The sequence below is a fragment of the Bradyrhizobium sp. LM2.9 genome (assembly GCF_054056555.1).
Genome location: NZ_JBSRYJ010000002.1, coordinates 4,850,703 through 4,869,404 on the forward strand (window position 1 = coordinate 4,850,703; position 18,702 = coordinate 4,869,404).

Sequence of the window (18,702 nt, forward strand, 5' to 3'; positions counted from 1 at the left end):
GGCCCTTTCCGACCGTCCACTGCCAACCGGATAAATAGCTCATTTCAACGATGGAGAAGCTTACGCCGCGATGTTCCACGGAGGACCTCCGCTGACATGTTGCTGTGCGAGAAGACTACGCGAAATAATGAATGTGGTCTAGCGGGGACGGCCGACAGACGTGGTTTCGGCTAGGCTTTCAGGAATCGTGACGGAAGCTCGGCCCGACAGATCGAGTAGCACTGTAATCGTCATTGTATAACTTTCAGGTGATGAGCCTGACGACTGCCGAAAGGGCTATTGAACACGCTGGCCCGCGCGCCAGGCCATCTCCCAGAAGTCTGCCTCGAGGCGGGTGGCTTCCTTGAAGATCGCAATCAGCTCTGCCTCGCGGGCCGGCGTGGCGTAGAGATCGGCGAGATGCTCCATATGCGCCCGCGCTTTGGCAGCGACCTCCTGGTACGGCACGCCGGCGTACTCGGCGATCCAAACGCGGTAGGCGTTCGTCGCAGCGTCCGCGAGGGGGAGCGAGGCGAGCCGCGTTGCGATCTCCGCGTACCCGATCACGCAGGGGGCAAGCGCCACCTTGAGAGCCAGCAGGTCGCCGCGCATTCCCGCGTCGAGCACGTAGCGTGTATAGGCCAGCATCTCGGCCGCCGGAGGAGCCTGTTCAAGGTCGGTCGGGGACAGACCCCAATCGGCACAGAGCTTCACATGCAGGTTCATCTCGACATCGAGGATGGCCGAAAGTCCGGCCGCTGCTTCACGCATGTCGGCAAGTCTGGGCGACTTGTAGACCGCGAGCGCGTAGGCGCGAGCAAACTCGATGAGAAACAGGTAGTCCTGAACGAGATAGTGACGAAACGCGGCTTCGGGGAGCGAGCCGTCTGCCAATCCGTTCGTGAAGGGATGCTCGGTGTAGGCCCGCCACTCAACGGATGCTTCTGTCTTGAGACGCTCGAAGAAACTCACGATCTTTTTCGCCCGGCTTTCTTGTCCATGAACGCCTTTGGTTCGCTACCGATAGCGCATTGCGATCCGACGAGCTACGGTGACCGCGCACAAAACTGGCTTTGAGCAGCGTTACGGATAGGGCACTCTCCGCGTCGAGAGTTTTGTGCACTGTCACCGTAACCCCAGCCAATCCGAAGAGTATGCGCAATTTGCAAATACGTATAACTCGGCTAGGGACGGCGTACTTCGAAGTAGGTTTTGCCGTCACGCTCAAACCCCGCCCCCTCATAGAAGCGCAGTGTGGTCTCCCGCTTCGAACCTGTCGCCAACAGGACCTTGTAGCAGTCGGCTTGCCAGGCAACATCGAGCGCATGGGCAAGAACACGTCGACCGAGCCCCAGCCGACGGTAGTCGGCATGGGTGACGACATTCTCGATCACCCCATATGATCTACCGCCTCGAGACAGGTTGGGCACGATCGCAAGCGTGCACGAAGATACAAGAAGCTCCGCTGCTTGCGCCACGATCACGGTCATGAGACTTGATGAAAGCAACGTCGACCAGACACGCTCCGCAGTAGCTGGCTCCAGCTGAGGATCGTGCGGATGAAGGTGACGGTAGAGGTTTAACACCCCGGATCGATCGCGTTCTGCCGCAGCGCGGACAATGACTTCGGTCATGCAACGACACCGGGATCGTGGCTTTGCAGATATACTATCAGACGCGGCGAGATCCTCACGCGTGGATGCCGTGATCGATCCGGTGCAACATCTCCTCGACGAGGCGCGCGCCCGCCTCCGTCGTGAGGCAAGCCATCGGCGTTTTCCCGCGAAGCAGCTTCTTGGGCTTGCGCAGCCAGCGATGCGCCTTCGCGGTTTTGCCGAACATGTTGACGGCCAGGCGATCGACCCGCGCCAGCCGCACGGCTTTGCTGCCCTCTTCGACCGTCAATGCTCGCCCTCCGACAGCCAACGAGGTGGCTGAAAAGCATATCTGAAAATCCTTCAGGCACCCTATGTTAGATTGAGGATGTGGGACAAGCCGTCCGGTGGAGCGACCAGCACCGTCACCGTGCCGAATTCTGCCTGGAGTGATGCAGCGGGAGGCGCGGCAGGAACGGCTACGAGCCTCTCGTTTAGATGAGTATTGGAAAGAACATCGGCTCATGGAATTGCATCGGCTTCTGCGTAGAATGGAAACCTGGCCCGGTCGTCGTCCGACACAGCTTGCTTTCGAGGCACGCGGTTACTCGCTCCACCGAGCGTGGCAAGCAAGGGTCATCGCTTCCTGCGGCGAGGAAGAGACGGATATCCTCAGTCGATATTGGGATGACGTCGCTGTGGAAACGATGCAATCGCTTGGACGGGGCGATCCTGACACCAGGAACTTCATGGTCCAGCCACGCTACGCTCGCGCCTTCTGGATGAACTTTTTCTCAACAGGGTCGTCGAAGAGCCGTTTCGAGCTCCACCGCTGATCTCGTGCTTGTTTGAGCGCTACAAGAAAATCTACTTCGATGCGGCATTTCGTGAAGGCGAGACTGCTTTTTTCCGTAGTCTGCACAAGCCTGAAAGAGAGCGTCTGGGTATCAGACCAGTCAATTGGTCCGGAAAGAAGCGTGATTTCGTTCCATTTGCGGATGAATTTTGTATCGCGCTCGGATTCAAGCGCCGCCGCAATCGATGGCTGAAGTCCAGTCCAGACTTTGGTGACGCTCTGACTTTTGAAGTTGGGGTCGATACTGGAGGAAATCCTTACTGCATCCGGCCGCCGGTAACCTTCAGGATCTACTGCGAGAATGATCCGAAGTTCGCCTTTGAAATCGAAAACTTGGATGTTTTCGACCGGTTGGTTCCGGGCGTCGCCGAATACAGCCGGAAATTCGATAACGACGACCTTTTGCTCGGAGGTAAGGCGTTTATCGAACTGTTCGACGACGTCATTGCGGAGTCATTGACGAATTGCTCTGACCAATCAGAGTGACACCGCAGATCATAGTGCCAGTGCACTAGTTTATGTTGCCGGATGAGCCGTATGAGGTGATGCCTCCATACATCGCGCTTTATTACTGCAAGAAGGTTCGTCAATAACGGGCGTCGGTGAATGCGCCGGGGCAGCTAAAGTGATGCAGTCTCCATCTGTTCTCGAAATGCTTCGAAGGACGACATTACTTGCTCTAATCGCCCCCGCTTTAACAGAGCGATAAACGCGGCGAACGAACGCGCCTGGCAATTCACCGAGCGCTCAGGATTGAACTCAATATCTGTAAATCCCGCCCATTCGTTCCGACGCGATATCCAGTCCCGGTGCGGAGATAGAGCCTGAAAGTAAAGCCAATCATAAAATAAGGTCATCGGCGACGTGGGATACGATCTACCCTCGAGCTCAAAGCGTATGAGTCGCCCGGACTCGCGGACACGATTGTCGCGCTTCGCCTCCCTGCTGGGTTTATGAAGGAGATCGACAAAAGGTCCGCCGAACTCAAATACCTTGCTGCCTTGGAACGCGGATTCGACTGTCGTCGACTGACCCTCCACGATGATCTTCAAATGAAACGCACTTAGTTTTTGTCCCACCTCCAACTCAGATTTGCTCGATATCTCTAGTAGAGGTGAAAGACCTATTTCCGAAGCAGAGTGGTGAAGCTCTTGTACATTCTTCTTCTTTTGAGATGCCGCGAGTCCAGGATGCCACTGAAAACGAACTAGGACTTCTTGCACAAGCTGGCTGCCCTTTTCCAAAGGCACGAATACCGGTCTTTCAGCCATCAATCTCTCGTATCGGGCTATAGCCCACCAACAATGTGCGCAATTTCTAGGTTCTTTGGGATCAATATTTCATACTTCTCCGCCTTCTGCAGACGAGCTTGAACAGCGGCATCACTCCAATCTGTACGATTATAGATTACGTCTAGATCCAAGCTATCTAGGGCTGCAGCGGCAGCAACACGTTGAACACCTGATTGGTTAGACGGTGCGTCTGTTATCATGACGCCAGGACGCTTGATTATCGAAGGATCGATCTCAAGATACGTAGCATCCAACTTCCGCTCGTCATTCGTAGCGATGTGGACCATCGGATGATTGCGCGTGAAGCACAAGCAAACGTATCCGTCGGTGCCTTTCTCGCGATCACTGCTCAAGCTGTTGTCGTCCCCTCCAGTTTTTATCTTATCAAACATCCCCTTGCTTCGAAGCTGTGCGGTTGCAAGGAGGCCATTCTGACGTATAGAAGGCAAATTGCAGCGGTCGGTAAAATGATAGAATTTCTGATGCTGCGAACTCTTTCCAAGTACCTGAGTCAGAAAACGATCCAAATCCATACATCTCTCCTCGAAAGCCGCTACTTTAGCGAGCGGCGTAGGGTAGACGCAACGATCGAGATGTAATAGAACACAACGAGAACAAACAAGGCGTCGGTTGCACGTCGTCATAATTAGGCAGCGCAGAAATGTGCGGAAGCGTTCGCAAGAGGGGTATCGATGGATAGCAAGCTGAAGGTAACCGACGTACCCGAAGAGTCTAGTTTCTATGATCTTGTCGCGGGGGACAATGTCCTGGAAATTCCACTGTTTCAGCGTCCATACATGTGGAAGGAGAGCCATTACAAGGCCCTTCTGCAGGACATCGACGAGATTGATGACGAGACGAATGCTGCCGAGTTCCTGGGTGTCATAGTATCATTCGGGAGAGGGTCTGGCCCTGGACGGCCGCCCACTTGGATGATCGTCGATGGGCAACAGCGTGTGACGACGCTTTACCTTTGCGTCATGGCGGCTGTTGAAGTCGCGGCCGCAACAGGTGAACTCGACTGGGCGTCCGATGTTATGGGACGATACTTACTGGTGAGGCCGATGTCCGGCCTCAACGTAAATACAAAACTAGTCCCTTCATTCAATGATCGGGGGCAATTTGCTGCGCTCTGGAAGCGCATTATCGAAATCAAGAATTTCGCAAATCATCAGATCGTTGCCTCCAATCTGCCGAAGCCACCCGTCCCAAGCGGCAAGGCAGATGGGACAATGACCGCGCAATACCGGCGAATTAGATCGGACTTGGCCAAACTGATGCGCGATCAGGGGCTAAAGGCTCTCGAACATCGAGTTGAGGTCGTGGCGACGCGACTAAGCGTAGTTTCAATTTCGCTACGCGATCCAACTGTTGCACCGAAGATCTTTGAGCGACTCAACTACGGCGCAGAACCGGTGACTGTCGCCGACCTTGTGCGAAACGAAGTATTTGCCCGATCGGGCGATGATCCTAAGACCGCATTGCACCTGTTCGAGTCACGTTGGGAGCCTTTCGTCGGTCGCTTCGCTGATAAGAATGCCGATCTCGACAGATTTCTATTTCCCTATGGTTTGATGCACAATCCGAACGTGAAGAAGGCAGACCTCTTCGCAGCGCTTCGAAAGTCGTGGGATCAATCCAATCCTAAGGCGATCATTGATGATCTAGAGCAGTATCAGCCTGCCTACTTAGCCCTGGCTTCGGGTGTTGACTATCAGTCCGAACACCCTGAACTCGGGCTTCGTGTCAATCGCATCTACCGCTCCGGTCGCCCGTCATCTATTTATCCCTTCCTGCTGAAGCTGCTGCGCTCGTTTGAACTCGGACGTTTATCCGAGAAAAATACATGCGCAACTCTCGATGCCGTGGAGTCGTTTCTGTTTCGTCGAGCCATCGCGGGCATCGAGCCGACGGGCCTCCACGCGGTGTTTAAAAGTCTTTGGCAAGAACTTGTTGGCGATGCTCAAGGTAGCAATCTCGACGAGATCGTCACGCCAACACGAACGCGCGATATCATTAGCGGCAAGCCGACGATCAACTGGCCAAAGGATTCCGAATTTCGTGCTGCCGTCGAGACGGGCGAACTCTATAGAAGGAAGATCGCGAATTATGCTCTTCGTGAGTACGAACTGAGCCTTAAGGGTGAGTCTCCGTCAGACGAGCATCAAATCGAACACATTGCTCCTCAAACGCCAACGGAGGTTTGGGAGAAGGTAATTCCGGACGGCTATGAAAAGCTTGTGCATACCTGGGGTAACTTACTTCCCCTTACCGGTACGATGAATCCATCGGCTGGTCAGAGCGAATTTGCGACCAAGAAGAAGGCTTACGCAGACTCGATTTTTGCCTCGGCACGGGAAGTGGCGAAGGCAAAGGTGTGGGATGCCAAGGCCATTCAAGCGCGTTCAAAGATAGTAGCTGACTGGGCCCTGAAACGCTGGCCTTACTGAGGCAGGGATAGGCTTTGCGGCCAGCGCGGTTAGTCATGTCAGAGCAGAGGAAATCAAATTGCGCGGTTTCCGAGCAGCAACGCCCGACCCTTGGTCCGGGCTAAGTTGCTGACATGGGAAAGTCGTCCGCATTGCTGGTACAGTTGGGTGGGCTCGAACCACCGACCTCCTGTTCCACAGACAGGCGCTCTAACCAACTGAGCTACAACTGCATCCTTGCGAGCCGCGCCTCTGGGCGCCCTGAAAGGGCCGTGACCTAAGGGGGGCTGGACGGGGCGGAAACTAGGTGCAACGGGCGTTTTTGGCAAGGCCGCAAGACGCCCAAATCGTGCCCTCAACGACGTTATTTCCAAAGCAAAACCCGGGCTCTAGGCCCGGGTTTCTTAACTCAAACCAGCCAGCCAGATCAGGCGGCGGGCGTGTAGAGCTTGGCGGCGCTGGCCTTGATCGGCTCGGCGGTCGCGGCGGCGACGCGCTGGGTCAGCTCGACCAGCTCCTTGGCCTGGGACTGGAAGGTCTCGAGCTGGGTGCGGGTATGGCCGGTCCACAGCTGCAGCGCTTCCGCCGGCGACTTGAGGCTGAACAGCTGCTGGGCAAAGTCGAGCTGCGCGGTGGTGTTGGCCTTCATGAACTCCACCAACTTGGCGGTGTACTCGCTCGCGCCCTTGTTGGCGGAGGTGAACACGGCCTCGACGGTGCCGTTGTGGGTTTCGGCCGCGTCCTTGAACTTGGCGTAGCTCTCGCGGGCCTGCGACACGCCCTTTTCGGCGAACGCACGCATCTGCTCGGGGACCTCGAACGGAATGATCGAGGCAGAAAACGGATCAGTCGTACCTGTCATGGGTTGTCCCTCACACTAATGAAAAAGCGGAGTGAGCCTTCAGGCCGCACCCGCCGGCCAACCGGGTGACGGGAACGAAGACTGGAAACGCAAAACGGATGATGGCTCGCCCAGCGCGGGGACCATGCCTGCCTAAAATGTCAACATTGTGCAACGCAACGGGCTGGAAGGGTGCATTGCGAAATTTAATCGCGGCGAGGATGAGGTTCCGAGGATGGGGAACCCTTGGTTGAGGTATTTGGGTGGGAATTTGAGCGCGCGCCTCGTCCTTCGAGACGACCGCTGCGCGGTCTCCTCAGGATGAGGCTGGGCGGCATGGGTGCCTGCCGATCTGTGCCGCGTCATCCGCCCTCATCCTGAGGAGCCCGCCAAAAAGCGGGCGTCTCGAAGGATGGGGATGCAAGCGCGCAGCGGCTTGCGGGGTCAGCCACATTAAGGTTATCGCGGCTTTGGGCCGCCGCCAGGGACCGGCGCCGTGGACCTGCCCGCGCCGGCGCGCGATACTAACCCTTTCTTAAGGCTGTCATTCCCGGCAGCCTTGCACCCTGATGCTGACAAGCGAGACGCGAAGCCGGTCGGATGACGAGTTCGGATTTCCAGTTGCGAGGTGTGGGCGATCCCCGGCTGGCCGTGCACGCGACCTCCCCGCTGCCCGCCTGGCTCTGGTCGATCGACGGCACGCGCGTGCTCTGGGCCAATCCGGTCGGCGCAAAGCTGTTTGGCGCGGCCAATGCCACTGCGCTGGCGGACAAGACCTTCGGGCCCGCCGACAGCCACCGTCGCCAGGTCGTCCGGCTTGCCGGCCGGCTACCTCCGAACGGAGCCATCCGGCTCGAACGGCTGCGCGGCTTCGGCGCGCGGCTCGGCACCCTGATGACCTGCGCCTGCGCGCGGCTCGACTTCGCCGATGGCGGCCGCGCGGTCCTCGTCACCGCGATGGACCCCGGCTTACGCACCATGCCGCTGGTCGAGCGCCTGCTTCGTCTCGTCGATAACGCCAAGGTGCCGATGGCGGCGTTCGCGCCCGACGGCCTGTTCGTCGGCGCCAGCGAGACCGCCCGTCCCCTGCTCGGCTTCCGCGATCTCACTGATGCCGGCCTCGATCAGGCGCGCAGCGATGCGCTCCGCCAGGGCCGCGCCGAGACGCCGATCGGCATCGGCCAGATGGTGCTGCAACGGGTCGGCAGCGGGGCCGATGTCGGCCTGGTCGCGCTGATCGAGCCTGCCGTGCAGGCGGCTGCGACGGCGGAGGCGGATGCTGCGCCTGAAGCCAAAGAAGACATCGCGCGCGAGGAGATCGCTCAGCCCGAGGCTGCGCCGCCCGCGCCTCCAGCCGCCGTGCCGGAGCATGCGCAACCCGCGCTGCCGAACGAGGCTCCATCCGAATTCGTGCTGTTCGACGCCTTTGCCGAGCCGCTCGAAGCGCCGGAAGCAACCGGGACCATCGCGCACGAACCGCCTTTGAGCGAGCCGACGACAGAGATCGCCACGATCCAGGAAGCGGTCGAGGAAGCCGTCGCCGAAGCCGCGTGCAAGACTCCGGTTGACAAGACTCTGGTTGAAAAGACTCCGGTTGAAAACTCGCCAGAGGCCATCGTGTCGCCGCAGGCCGCGCCGATCACGTCACACATGGTCGAGCCGCCATCGGGCCACGAAGAGCCGCCCGCACCGCGTCAGCATCCGCTGCGCTTTCTCTGGCAGATGGATGCAGAGGGCCGCTTTGTGCTCGCAACCAGCGAGTTCATCCGCCTGATCGGCGCGCACACGGCCTCCGGCTTCGGCCGCCCGTGGCGCGAGATCGCCGACGCATTTGCGCTCGATCCTGAAAGCCGCGTGGCGCAGGCGCTTGCAAGCGAGGACACCTGGGCCGGGATCACCGTGAACTGGCCGGCCGATGGCGGCGAGCATCTGCCGGTCGAGCTTGCAGGGCTGCCCGTCTATGATCACGCGCGCAATTTCGCGGGCTTCAAGGGATTTGGCGTCTGTCGCGATGTCGACGGCCTCAACCGGCTTGAGGCGCTCAGGCGTTTCGAACTGCTGGCCGAACCGCCGGCGCCGCAAAGCCTGTCCGCCGATGTGGTCGAGCCCGAGCCCGAAGCGAAGTCTGAACCGGAGGCGCCGCCTCCACCGATCGAGCCGCCCGCACCTGAGCCTGAAGCTGAACTGCCCGAACCCGTCACCGAAGCGAATTCACACCCAACCGATCCGGAAACGCCAGTGGAAACGCCTCCCAATGTCCTGCCAGTTCCGAGCGCCCGGCGACACCAGATCGCCGACGCTGACGCCGGTCGAGAACAGCGCGTTCAACGAGCTGGCCCGGCAATTGTCCGAGCGCCTCGAACGCGACAAGGAAACCATCGCGGCTTCATCCGAGCCGCCGGCGGCAGAGATCACGCCCGAACCGCCGACGCTGGAGACGGAAGCCCCACACGCACCGGCCGAATGGTTGAACGAACCCGCGCCACCCGCGCACGGCCACAGCACGCGCGACCGCGCGTTGCTCGACCTGCTGCCGACGGGCATCCTGATCTATCGGCTCGACCGCCTGCTCTACGCCAACCCCGCCTTCCTCGCGCGCATGGGCTATGCCGGCCTGAGCGCACTGGAGAACGCCGGCGGGCTCGACGCGCTTTATGTCGAGCCGGGCGTGTCCGCGGCCAGCAGCACGTCGCAAGGCGGCACGCCTGTTACGATCAGCGCGACGCTCGCCAATGGCGAAGCGCCGCTGCCAACCACCGAGGCGCATCTGCACACGATCGACTGGGACGGCGAGAGCGCGCACGCGCTGATCTGCGCGCTGCCGCAGGCTTCACCTGTTGCCGCTGCATCCGTCATCGCGGAGACCGTCGTCACCGAGACCATTGTCCCGGAGACCGTCCCCTTCGCGCCCGAGCCCGAGGCCGGCGATGCGGCCGCGGAAGATCTCGCCGCGATCCTCGACACCACGGCCGAGGGCATCGTCATGTTCGACGCTGAAGGCAACATCCACGCCTGCAACCGCAGCGCCGAGGCGCTGTTCGGCTATGACGGCGAGACGCTGATGCAGCAGAATCTGGTGACGCTGTTTGCACCGGAGAGCCAGCATGTCGTCGTCGACTATCTCGAAAACCTCAAGAGCCAGGACATCGCGAGCCTGCTCGACCACGGCCGCGAGGTGCTGGGGCGCGAGAAGAAGGGCGGCGTCATTCCGCTCGCGATGATCATGGGCCGCACCAGGCCCGACGGCCCGAACTTCTTTGCCGTGTTTCCGCGACCTCTCGCACGGCAAGCAGGGCGAGAGCGAGCTGACGCAGGCCCGCCGCCTCGTCGACGGCGCTGCGAATGCAAAGGCCGACATGCTGGCGCGGATCAGCCACGAGATCCGCACGCCGCTCAACGCCATCATCGGCTTTTCCGAGGTGATGATCTCCGAACGTTTCGGCACGCTCGGCAACGAGCGCTACGGCGAGTACATGAAGGACATCCGCGCCTCCGGCGAGCGCGTCATCGCCATCATCGACGATCTGCTCGAGCTGTCGCGGATCGAGACCGGCAAGCTCGACCTCAACTTCGCCAATCTCAACCTCAATGACCTGGTCGAAGCCTGCGTGGTCGTGATGCAGCCGCAGGCCAACCGCGAGCGCATCATCATCCGCACCTCGCTCGGCCATGCGCTGCCGCAGGTGAGCGTGGATGCGCGCGCGATGCGGCAGATCACCATGAACCTGATCTCGAACTCGATCCGGCTTGCCAGCGCCGGCGGCCAGGTCATCGTCTCGACGGCGCTGTCCGACCACGGCGAGGTCGCCCTTCGCATCCGCGACACCGGCCATGGCCTTAGCGAGCGCGAAGTCGCCGCCGCGATGGAGCCGTTCCGGACGCCACCGCCCGGCGATGCCGAAGACAATTCGGCGCTCAGCCTGTCGCTGACCAAAGCCCTGGTCGAAGCCAACCGCGCCCGGTTCAACATCAAGAGCGCGGCGAACTCCGGCTCGCTGATCGAGGTGGTGTTCGCACCGGCGCTGGCGAAGGCGTGAACGGCGTAGTCAGGGTGAGCGAAGCGACACCCGTGAAAGGTCCCGCATATCGCTCCGCTCATGCGGGCTACGCGGATGCGCGCGCCGCGGATTCGCCGAACCATCGCGATGCGGCCTGAGCAGCTTCCTCCTCGTCGGCCGCATCGTCACTGGCCCACGCGACAAAACCATCGGGGCGCACCAGCACGGCGCTCAGGCCCAGCCGATCCCTGGTGTCATCAGCGACGTAATCGATCCGACCACTCCAGTGGCTCGCAAGCGCTTGAAGCGGTGATCGAGCGTCAAAATCCAGCAATAGACCTTTCGCCGTCCGGAGGCGTTCTCCGACCGTCGTTCCATCGAGCAATTCGAAATCGGGAACACTGCGGCCCACAAGCGGATGGCTGCCGCCGGGATCGTAGCGGAGCGAAACGCCGCGCACGCGTTCGGCGAAATAGCTCGCACCGTCCCGGGTCTCGATCAGATCGCGCATGATGGCCTGGAGCGCGCGCGTGCTCGGCGTCGGCCGCATGATCGCGACCTGCGCGCGCGACCAGTCGAGGATCTGCGCGCCGACAGGATGCCGCTCACGCGAATAGGTATCGAGGAGATCGGCGGGTGCATATCCGCGGATCGCAGCCGTCAGCTTCCAGCCCAGATTCATCGCATCGCCGAGACCGAGATTGAGGCCTTGGCCGCCGAGCGGCGAGTGAATGTGGGCGGCGTCGCCGGCCAGGAGCACGCGCCCCTTGCGATATGTCGTGGCCTGATAGGCCCGATCCGTCCAGGTTGCGGCAAGCCGAAGCGCTGTGATGGTGATGTCGGTGCAGGAGACTCGTCGCAAGACCTTCTGCACATGCTCGGGTGTGATCGGCTCGGTCCGGTGGAAGGCACCACCGTCGAAATCGACCATCGCGATCGTTCCAGGCTGCGCAAAGGTATACATGCCCGTCGGCGTGTAGTTGCGGCCCGGGCTTAGCTTATCCGGATCGGCCAGCTCGACTTCGACGGAATAGCCTGTGAATTCGGGGGCGGTGCCGACGAAGTCGAAGCCTCTCATCTTGCGCACCGTACTGCGGCCGCCGTCGCAACCGACGAGCCAGCGTCCCCGGAAGGTCTCGCCGGCCGCCTGCACCATCACGTCTTGGTCGGAGGCCGCAACAGCATCGACGCCGAAGCCGCGCCGGATCTCGACGCCCAGGCGGGATGCGCGCGCGGCCAGAACGGATTCGAGAGTTTCCATATCGACCGCGATGCTGGCATCGGCCGGCGTTGGCAGACGCCAGGGCCACTTCGCGACATCGATGTTGTCCTGATAGAACTGGATGCCGGCGAAATGACCTGCGGGCCGTCGCGTCTGCTGCATCCAATGGGCAGCGGACTTGATGGCGCCTGAGGCAAGGTGCTGCGCGGCCACGATATCGTCCAGCAAGCCACGCCGGTGGAACGCCTCGAGTGTGGGGATCGAAAGGCCGCGCAGGCCGAACGGGAGTTGCTTCAGCGCCGAATGCGGGTCTTGCGATTGCTCCAGCACCAGGACCTGGAGACCGGCGAGCCGCAACTCGCACGCGAGAAACAGGCCGACGGGGCCGGCACCCGCAATGACGACGTCGTATGGACTAGAGGATTGCAGATTTGACGATTGAGTTTGCATGAGACGCTCCTGTGGTCGATGTTCGACCGGAGCGTTCCCTGGGCTTCGAGAATCACACGGACGAACGATGGGGCGCCTTGGTGGCGTCCGATGTTCGTCGCGGGGATCTCGTGCACAAGGCCAAAGACCAGAGCTTTCGTTACCGAAAGGACTTGGGCTTACCAGACCAAGTCTGCCTTTTCCGACACGAGCTATATAGTTTCGTGGCGATCGACGCGCAACGAAAAAGGCACGGCGCTTGCCGCGCCGTGCCTTTCGCATTCATATCGCTTGATCTCAGCTATAGATCTCGAACAGGCCCGCGCCGCCCTGGCCGCCGCCGATGCACATCGTCACGACGCCCCACTTGGCCTTGCGACGGGCGCCTTCCTGGAGGAGGTGGCCGGTGAGCCGGGCGCCGGTCATGCCGAAGGGATGGCCGATCGCGATCGAGCCGCCGTTGACGTTGTACTTGGCGGGATCGATGCCGAGCTTGTCGCGCGAGTAGAGGCACTGGCTGGCGAACGCCTCATTGAGCTCCCACAGATCGATGTCGTCGATCTTCAGGCCGGTGCGCTTGAGCAGCTTCGGGATCGCGAACACCGGGCCGATGCCCATCTCTCGTCGGGCTCGCAACCGGCGGTCGCCCAGGCGACGAAGCGGCCGAGCGGCTTCAGGCCGCGCTTCTCCGCGTCCTTGGCTTCCATCAGCACCACGGCGGCGGCGCCGTCCGAGAGCTGGCTGGCATTGCCGGCGGTGACGGACTTGCCGGGGCCCTTCACCGGCTCGAGCTTGGCGAGGCCTTCCAGCGTGGTCTCGGGGCGATTGCACTCGTCGCGATCGACGACGTAGTCGACGATGCTCTCCGCCTTGGTCTGCTTGTCGACGACCTTCATCCTGGTCTTCATCGGGACGATCTCGTCCTTGTACTTGCCCGCCTGCTGGGATGCCGCCATGCGGCGCTGCGATTCCAGCGAGAACTCGTCCTGGTATTCGCGGCTGAGCTTGTAGCGCTCGGCGACGATGTCGGCGGTGTCGATCATCGCCATGAAGATGTCAGGCGCGACCTTGAGCAATTCCGGATCGATCGTCTCCTTCGGCGTCCCGCCGCCCGGCATCGAGATGCTCTCGACGCCGCCGGCGACGATGCAATCGGCGCCGTCGGAGCGGATCGAGTTGGCGGCCATCGCGATGGTCTGCAGCCCCGACGAGCAGAAGCGGTTCACCGAGACGCCGGCGGTGGTCGTCGGCAGGCCGGCGAGCAGCGCGGCCTGGCGGCCGATGTTCGGCGCGCCATGGGCGCAATTGCCGAGATAGCAATCCTCGACATAGTCCTTCTCGACACCGGCGCGGTTCACCGCGTGCTGGATGGCGTGGGCCGCCAGCGACATCGGCGGCGTGATGTTGAACCCGCCGCGGCCGGATTTTGCGAGGCCCGTGCGCGCATAGGAAACGATGACGGCTTCACGCATTGTCTTCTCCCTTTTCGAACGATGGTACGGAGCGTCCTGGGCGCCATTGGTACACAAAGTTTGCAGGCGGCGGGGAAATTACTGGGGCCTACCAGCCAAACAAAACGCCGCCCTCGCGAGAGGGCGGCGTTGTTCCGCTGGTCGGAATATGTGGGCGTATCAGAACGTCAGCGCCTTGACCTGCTTGACCTGCGGCAGGGCCTGCACCTTTGCGAGCAGATCGGCCGGCACCGCGCCGTCGACTTCGACCAGCGCGATGGCATCGCCGCCCTGCTCGACACGGCCGAGATGGAAGGTCGCGATGTTGATCTTGGCGTCGCCGAGAAGCCCTGCGAACTTGCCGATGAAGCCCGGCTTGTCCTCGTTGGTGACGTAGATCATCGACTTGCCGAACTCGGCGTCGACGCGGATGCCCTTGATGTCGACGAGGCGCGGCTTGCCGTCGTGATAGACGGTGCCGGAGACCGAGCGCTCCTGGCGTTCGGTCGCGACCGTCACGGTGATCAGGCTCTCATAGTCGCTCTGCGCGGCGCGCACGATCTCGTCGACCACCATGCCGCGCTCCTTGGCGACGACGGGCGCGGACACGACGTTGACCTCGCCCAGCATCGGCCGCAGCAGGCCCGACAATACCGCAGAGGTGATCGCCTTGATCTTCATCTCGGCGACGTGGCCTTCATAGGTGATCTCGACCTTGAGGATGCCGGTCTCGGTGAGCTGGCCGGCAAACGAGCCGAGCTTCTCGGCGAGCGTGATGAACGGCTTCAGCTTCGGCGCCTCTTCCGCGGTGATCGAGGGGAAGTTGACGGCATTCGAGATCGCGCCGGTCAGCAGGTAATCCGACATCTGCTCGGCGACCTGGAGCGCGACGTTCTCCTGCGCTTCGGTGGTGGACGCGCCGAGATGCGGCGTGCAGATCACGTTGGGGTGACCGAACAGCACGTTCGCAGTGGCGGGCTCCTCGACGAAGACGTCGAAGGCGGCGCCCGCGATATGCTTGGAATTCAAGGCGTCGACCACGGCCTGCTCGTCGACGAGGCCGCCGCGGGCGCAGTTGATCAGGCGCACGCCCTTCTTCATCCTGGCGATCGCGGCAGCATCGATGATGTTCTTGGTCTTCTCGGTCAGCGGCGTATGCAGCGTGATGAAATCGGCGCGCTTCAGGAGATCGTCGAGATCGACCTTCTCGACGCCGATGTCCCTGGCGCGCTCCGGCGACAGGAACGGATCGAACGCGATCACCTTCATGCGCAGGCCGAGCGCGCGGTCGGCGACGATCGAGCCGATGTTGCCGCAGCCGACGACGCCGAGCACCTTGCCGGTGATCTCGACACCCATGAAGCGATTCTTTTCCCACTTGCCGGCCTGGGTCGAAGCGTCCGCCTGCGGAATCTCGCGCGCCAGCGCCAGCATCAGGGTGATGGCGTGCTCGGCGGTCGTGATCGAATTGCCGAACGGCGTGTTCATCACGATGATGCCCTTGGCCGTGGCGGCGGGAATCTCGACGTTGTCGACGCCGATCCCGGCGCGGCCGATCACCTTGAGGTTGGTGGCCTTCTCGAGGATCTTGGCGGTCGCTTTCGTCGCGGAGCGGATCGCAAGGCCGTCGTAATTGCCGATGATCTCGGCGAGCTTGTCCTTGTCCTTGCCGAGATTGGGCTGGAAATCGACCTCGACGCCGCGGTCTTTGAAAATCTGCACGGCTGCGGGAGAGAGCGCATCGGAAATGAGAACTTTGGGTTTGGTCATGGGGATAATCCTCTACCTTCCCTGAAACCAGGGCGGCCTTCGACCGGAATAAGTTGATGTCTCGGAGCGGTTTCTTCTCCCTCTCCCCGTTCGTTCGGGGAGAGGCTAAGAAAGAAAGCTCACGCCGCCTTGGCGAGCGCGGCCTTGGTCTCGGCAAAAGCCCAGTCGATCCAGTGCGTCAGCCGCGCGACATCACTGGCCTCGACGGTCGCACCACACCAGATGCGCAGGCCGGCGGGCGCGTCGCGATAGTACGCGAAGTCGTAGCCCGCGCCTTCCTTCTCGACCAGCGCCACCAGCTTCTTGGAGAAGTCAGCCTGCGCGTCCTCGGAGAGCGAGGTGATCGCGGGATCGGTGAACTTCAGGCACACCGAAGTGTTGGAGCGGATCGCGGCGTCCTTGGCGAGGAAGTCGATCCACGGCGTCTTCGCCTTCCAGTCGGCGAGCACCTTGGTGTTGGCGTCGGCGCGCGCGATCAGCGCCTTCAGGCCGCCGATCGACTTGCCCCAGTTCAGCGCGTCGAGATAATCCTCGACGCAGAGCATCGACGGCGTGTTGATAGTCTCGCCGACGAAGATGCCCTCGTTGATCTTGCCGCCCTTGGTCATGCGGAAGATCTTCGGCAGCGGCCAGGCCGGCTTGTAGGTTTCGAGCCGTTCCACCGCGCGGGGCGACAGGATCAGCATGCCGTGCGCGGCCTCGCCGCCGAGCGCCTTCTGCCAGGAGAAGGTGACGACGTCGAGCTTGGCCCAGTCGAGGGCTTGCGCGAACGCGGCCGAGGTGGCGTCGCAGATGGTCAGGCCTTCGCGGGTCGCGCTGATCCAGTCAGCGTTCGGCACGCGCACGCCTGATGTGGTGCCGTTCCAAGTGAAGACGACGTCGGACTTCGGATCGACCTTGGAGAGGTCGGGGAGTTCACCGTAGCCAGCGTTGAGCTTGGTGACGTCCTTGAGCTTCAATTCCTTGACGATGTCGCTGACCCAGCCTTCGCCGAAGGATTCCCAGGCGAGCGTGGTGACGGGCCGCGCACCCAGCATCGACCACAGCGCCATCTCGACCGCGCCGGTATCGGAGGCCGGCACGATGCCGATGCGATAATCGGCGGGCACTTCAAGCACTTCGCGCGTCAAATCGATCGCGAGCTTGAGTTTGGTCTTGCCGACCTTCGCGCGATGCGAACGGCCGAGCGCTGCGTCCTTGAGATTTTGGGCATTCCATCCGGGGCGCTTGGCGCAGGGGCCGGAGGAAAAATGCGGCACGTTCGGCCGCGAAGCGGGCTTCGCTACAGTCATAGTCTACCCTTCCAGATAGTAAGCCTCCCGTTGGGGGGAGGTGTCCCGCCGCGGCTGATACGGGAAACGGGAAGAGTCGTCAAGGAAGTTCCGGGACCTCACGCGCGAGTGATGGCGCCTCCGGTGCGATATCCGGGGATTCGACCACTGCAAGCGCGTTCAGCAAGCCCGTGGCATCGCTGATCAATTGCGCGGCACGGCGGCGGCTGCCGACTTTCAAAATGCATTTGTCATTGGCCTGCACGACGTAATCGTTGCCGACCTTGATTATCGAATAGCTTTTCATCGAAATCCCCGAACCGACCGAGCCCGGTTGCAGACGCTGCCGTAGCACCGTTCGCTCCCGGTTCCACGTGAACCACGAACGGGTAGTTTATCAGCTCTTAACATGACCGAACACGCGATCCGATTTCGCTGATCGTGCAACGCTCGCGGCGCGTTGCATCAAAAGCGAACAGTCATGCCGACGTGGCTCGATGTAAATCCGAGCCGCTTGTAGAAGCGCTGCGCATCTGTTCGCGTCTGATGAGTCAGCAATTCGACCAGATTGCAGCCGCGCGCTTTCGCTTCGGTCACCGCCCATTGCACCAATTGCTCGCCGATGCCCGCGGCTGCGGCAATCGGAAGCGACGCGGACATCTTCGAGCAGACCGCGCATACCGCCCTGCGAGCTGATGCCGGGCAGGATCGCGAGTTGCAGGCAGCCGACCACCCTGCCCTCGCTCTCGGCAACCACGAGCTGGAGATTTTCATCGCGCCCGACCCGCGCGAACGCCTCGTAATAAGCCCCAGGCAACGGATCTTCCACGCGCTCGCGTGCGCTCCCGAGACGATCGTCGGCGAGCATCGCGACGATCGCAGCAACATCCTCGCGGCGCGCCGGACGAATGGAGACGGATTCAGCGTTCATTGCGATACTCCTGCCTCAGCGCGCCTTACCGCACCTTGGGAAGCCTGAGAAAGGTCTCGGTTTCGGCGATCCAGCGGCGGACGGCGGCAAAGCGGCCGAGATCGAAGCCGCCTTCATGCGCAACGCGGGTATAGGCGAGCAGCGACACGTCGGCGAGCGAAACCGCGTCCCCAGCAAGGAAACGGCTGCCGGCGAGATGCTGCTCCATGCGGTCGAGCGCCGCATAGCCGCGCTTGACCTTTTCAGGATCGAGCTCGGAGGCGCCCTTGCCGAGATAGATGAGCTGGAAGCGGCACACCGCGATATAGGGCTCGTGGCTGTATTGTTCCCAGAACAGCCACTCGTCCATCTTGGCGGCCGTGAAGGCATCGCGCGGAACGAGCGCGCTGTCGCGTGCGAGATAGCGGATGATGGCATTGGATTGCGCCAGCGTGCGACCGTCGTCGAAGGCGACGGCTGGCACCTGGCCGGCGCCGTTCATCTCGAGGAATTGCGGCGTGCGCGTCTCGCCCTTGCGCGTATCTATTTCGATCCATCGGTAAGGCAACGCGAGCTTGTCGCAGACCCACTTCACCTTCAGACAATTGCCGGAATTGGTATCGCCGTAGATCCGCATCTCTGCCCCCGTGCGTTCAGCG

At 61.6% G+C, this 18,702-nt stretch carries 13 protein-coding genes, 1 tRNA gene and 3 pseudogenes; 3 read left to right on the plus strand and 14 right to left on the minus strand.

The window, feature by feature from the left end:
• Positions 1 to 276 precede the first annotated feature (276 nt).
• The 3 genes from tenA to ACVWW3_RS25280 all read right to left on the minus strand — a co-directional run bounded on the left by tenA (position 277) and on the right by ACVWW3_RS25280 (position 1,884).
• Positions 277 to 951 (minus strand): thiaminase II, encoded by a 675-nt coding sequence (tenA, locus tag ACVWW3_RS25270; protein WP_354105402.1) that lies wholly within the window; start codon positions 949 to 951, stop codon positions 277 to 279.
• Between the two features lie 212 nt (positions 952 to 1,163).
• A complete protein-coding gene (locus tag ACVWW3_RS25275; protein ID WP_456648303.1) occupies positions 1,164 to 1,613 on the minus strand; it encodes a GNAT family N-acetyltransferase in 450 nt (149 codons plus the stop codon).
• 55 nt (positions 1,614 to 1,668) lie between these two features.
• A complete protein-coding gene (locus tag ACVWW3_RS25280; RefSeq protein WP_456648302.1) occupies positions 1,669 to 1,884 on the minus strand; it encodes an antitoxin Xre/MbcA/ParS toxin-binding domain-containing protein in 216 nt (71 codons plus the stop codon).
• A 534-nt stretch (positions 1,885 to 2,418) separates the two neighbouring features.
• Between ACVWW3_RS25280 and ACVWW3_RS25285 the strand changes: the two genes are divergently transcribed.
• On the plus strand, positions 2,419 to 2,916 hold the full coding sequence (locus tag ACVWW3_RS25285) for a hypothetical protein (protein ID WP_456648301.1): 498 nt from the start codon (positions 2,419 to 2,421) through the stop codon (positions 2,914 to 2,916).
• A gap of 134 nt (positions 2,917 to 3,050) precedes the next feature.
• Here the strand turns inward: ACVWW3_RS25285 and ACVWW3_RS25290 are convergent, their stop codons facing one another.
• Both ACVWW3_RS25290 and ACVWW3_RS25295 read right to left on the minus strand, forming a co-directional pair.
• Positions 3,051 to 3,701, minus strand: coding sequence for a DarT1-associated NADAR antitoxin family protein (locus ACVWW3_RS25290; protein ID WP_456648300.1), 651 nt, complete (start codon positions 3,699 to 3,701; stop codon positions 3,051 to 3,053).
• A 17-nt stretch (positions 3,702 to 3,718) separates the two neighbouring features.
• Positions 3,719 to 4,255, minus strand: a complete 537-nt coding sequence (locus tag ACVWW3_RS25295; protein ID WP_456648299.1) for a DarT ssDNA thymidine ADP-ribosyltransferase family protein — start codon at positions 4,253 to 4,255, stop codon at positions 3,719 to 3,721.
• Positions 4,256 to 4,414: 159 nt separating this feature from the next.
• Here ACVWW3_RS25295 and ACVWW3_RS25300 point away from each other — a divergent pair, with 159 nt between their 5' ends.
• Entirely contained in the window at positions 4,415 to 6,172 is a 1,758-nt protein-coding gene (locus ACVWW3_RS25300) for a DUF262 domain-containing protein (protein WP_456648298.1), read from the plus strand.
• 135 nt (positions 6,173 to 6,307) lie between these two features.
• Here ACVWW3_RS25300 and ACVWW3_RS25305 read toward each other — a convergent pair.
• Positions 6,308 to 6,384 (minus strand) — tRNA-His (locus ACVWW3_RS25305).
• 194 nt (positions 6,385 to 6,578) lie between these two features.
• Positions 6,579 to 7,013 (minus strand): phasin, encoded by a 435-nt coding sequence (locus tag ACVWW3_RS25310; protein ID WP_456648297.1) that lies wholly within the window; start codon positions 7,011 to 7,013, stop codon positions 6,579 to 6,581.
• A gap of 579 nt (positions 7,014 to 7,592) precedes the next feature.
• Here ACVWW3_RS25310 and ACVWW3_RS25315 point away from each other — a divergent pair.
• Positions 7,593 to 11,029, plus strand: a pseudogene (locus tag ACVWW3_RS25315) (PAS domain S-box protein).
• Between the two features lie 67 nt (positions 11,030 to 11,096).
• Here ACVWW3_RS25315 and ACVWW3_RS25320 read toward each other — a convergent pair.
• The 7 genes and pseudogenes from ACVWW3_RS25320 to ACVWW3_RS25350 all read right to left on the minus strand — a co-directional run bounded on the left by ACVWW3_RS25320 (position 11,097) and on the right by ACVWW3_RS25350 (position 18,680).
• Complete coding sequence (locus tag ACVWW3_RS25320; protein WP_456648295.1) at positions 11,097 to 12,662, minus strand: FAD-dependent monooxygenase; 1,566 nt, start codon at positions 12,660 to 12,662, stop codon at positions 11,097 to 11,099.
• Positions 12,663 to 12,938: 276 nt separating this feature from the next.
• Positions 12,939 to 14,113, minus strand: a pseudogene (locus ACVWW3_RS25325) (thiolase family protein).
• 159 nt (positions 14,114 to 14,272) lie between these two features.
• A complete protein-coding gene (gene serA, locus ACVWW3_RS25330) occupies positions 14,273 to 15,862 on the minus strand; it encodes a phosphoglycerate dehydrogenase (protein ID WP_247353079.1) in 1,590 nt (529 codons plus the stop codon).
• A gap of 119 nt (positions 15,863 to 15,981) precedes the next feature.
• Positions 15,982 to 17,154, minus strand: a complete 1,173-nt coding sequence (locus ACVWW3_RS25335; protein ID WP_456648294.1) for a phosphoserine transaminase — start codon at positions 17,152 to 17,154, stop codon at positions 15,982 to 15,984.
• A gap of 79 nt (positions 17,155 to 17,233) precedes the next feature.
• Positions 17,234 to 17,440, minus strand: a complete 207-nt coding sequence (locus ACVWW3_RS25340; RefSeq protein WP_247353076.1) for a hypothetical protein — start codon at positions 17,438 to 17,440, stop codon at positions 17,234 to 17,236.
• A gap of 158 nt (positions 17,441 to 17,598) precedes the next feature.
• Positions 17,599 to 18,064 (minus strand): annotated as a pseudogene (locus tag ACVWW3_RS25345) (GNAT family N-acetyltransferase).
• Between the two features lie 25 nt (positions 18,065 to 18,089).
• The gene (locus ACVWW3_RS25350; protein ID WP_247447637.1) at positions 18,090 to 18,680 is read right to left on the minus strand and encodes a glutathione S-transferase family protein; all 591 of its coding nucleotides are present in this window, start codon (positions 18,678 to 18,680) and stop codon (positions 18,090 to 18,092) included.
• Positions 18,681 to 18,702 lie beyond the last annotated feature (22 nt).

Coding starts and splice junctions, on each gene's coding strand:
- ACVWW3_RS25300 (WP_456648298.1), top strand. CDS start 4,415: ATGGATAGCAAGCTGAAGGTAACCGACGTACCCGAAGAGTCTAGTTTC.
- ACVWW3_RS25310 (WP_456648297.1), bottom strand. CDS start 7,013: ATGACAGGTACGACTGATCCGTTTTCTGCCTCGATCATTCCGTTCGAG.
- ACVWW3_RS25335 (WP_456648294.1), bottom strand. CDS start 17,154: ATGACTGTAGCGAAGCCCGCTTCGCGGCCGAACGTGCCGCATTTTTCC.
- serA (WP_247353079.1), bottom strand. CDS start 15,862: ATGACCAAACCCAAAGTTCTCATTTCCGATGCGCTCTCTCCCGCAGCC.
- ACVWW3_RS25340 (WP_247353076.1), bottom strand. CDS start 17,440: ATGAAAAGCTATTCGATAATCAAGGTCGGCAACGATTACGTCGTGCAG.
- ACVWW3_RS25295 (WP_456648299.1), bottom strand. CDS start 4,255: ATGGATTTGGATCGTTTTCTGACTCAGGTACTTGGAAAGAGTTCGCAG.
- ACVWW3_RS25350 (WP_247447637.1), bottom strand. CDS start 18,680: ATGCGGATCTACGGCGATACCAATTCCGGCAATTGTCTGAAGGTGAAG.
- ACVWW3_RS25275 (WP_456648303.1), bottom strand. CDS start 1,613: ATGACCGAAGTCATTGTCCGCGCTGCGGCAGAACGCGATCGATCCGGG.
- ACVWW3_RS25290 (WP_456648300.1), bottom strand. CDS start 3,701: ATGGCTGAAAGACCGGTATTCGTGCCTTTGGAAAAGGGCAGCCAGCTT.
- ACVWW3_RS25320 (WP_456648295.1), bottom strand. CDS start 12,662: ATGCAAACTCAATCGTCAAATCTGCAATCCTCTAGTCCATACGACGTC.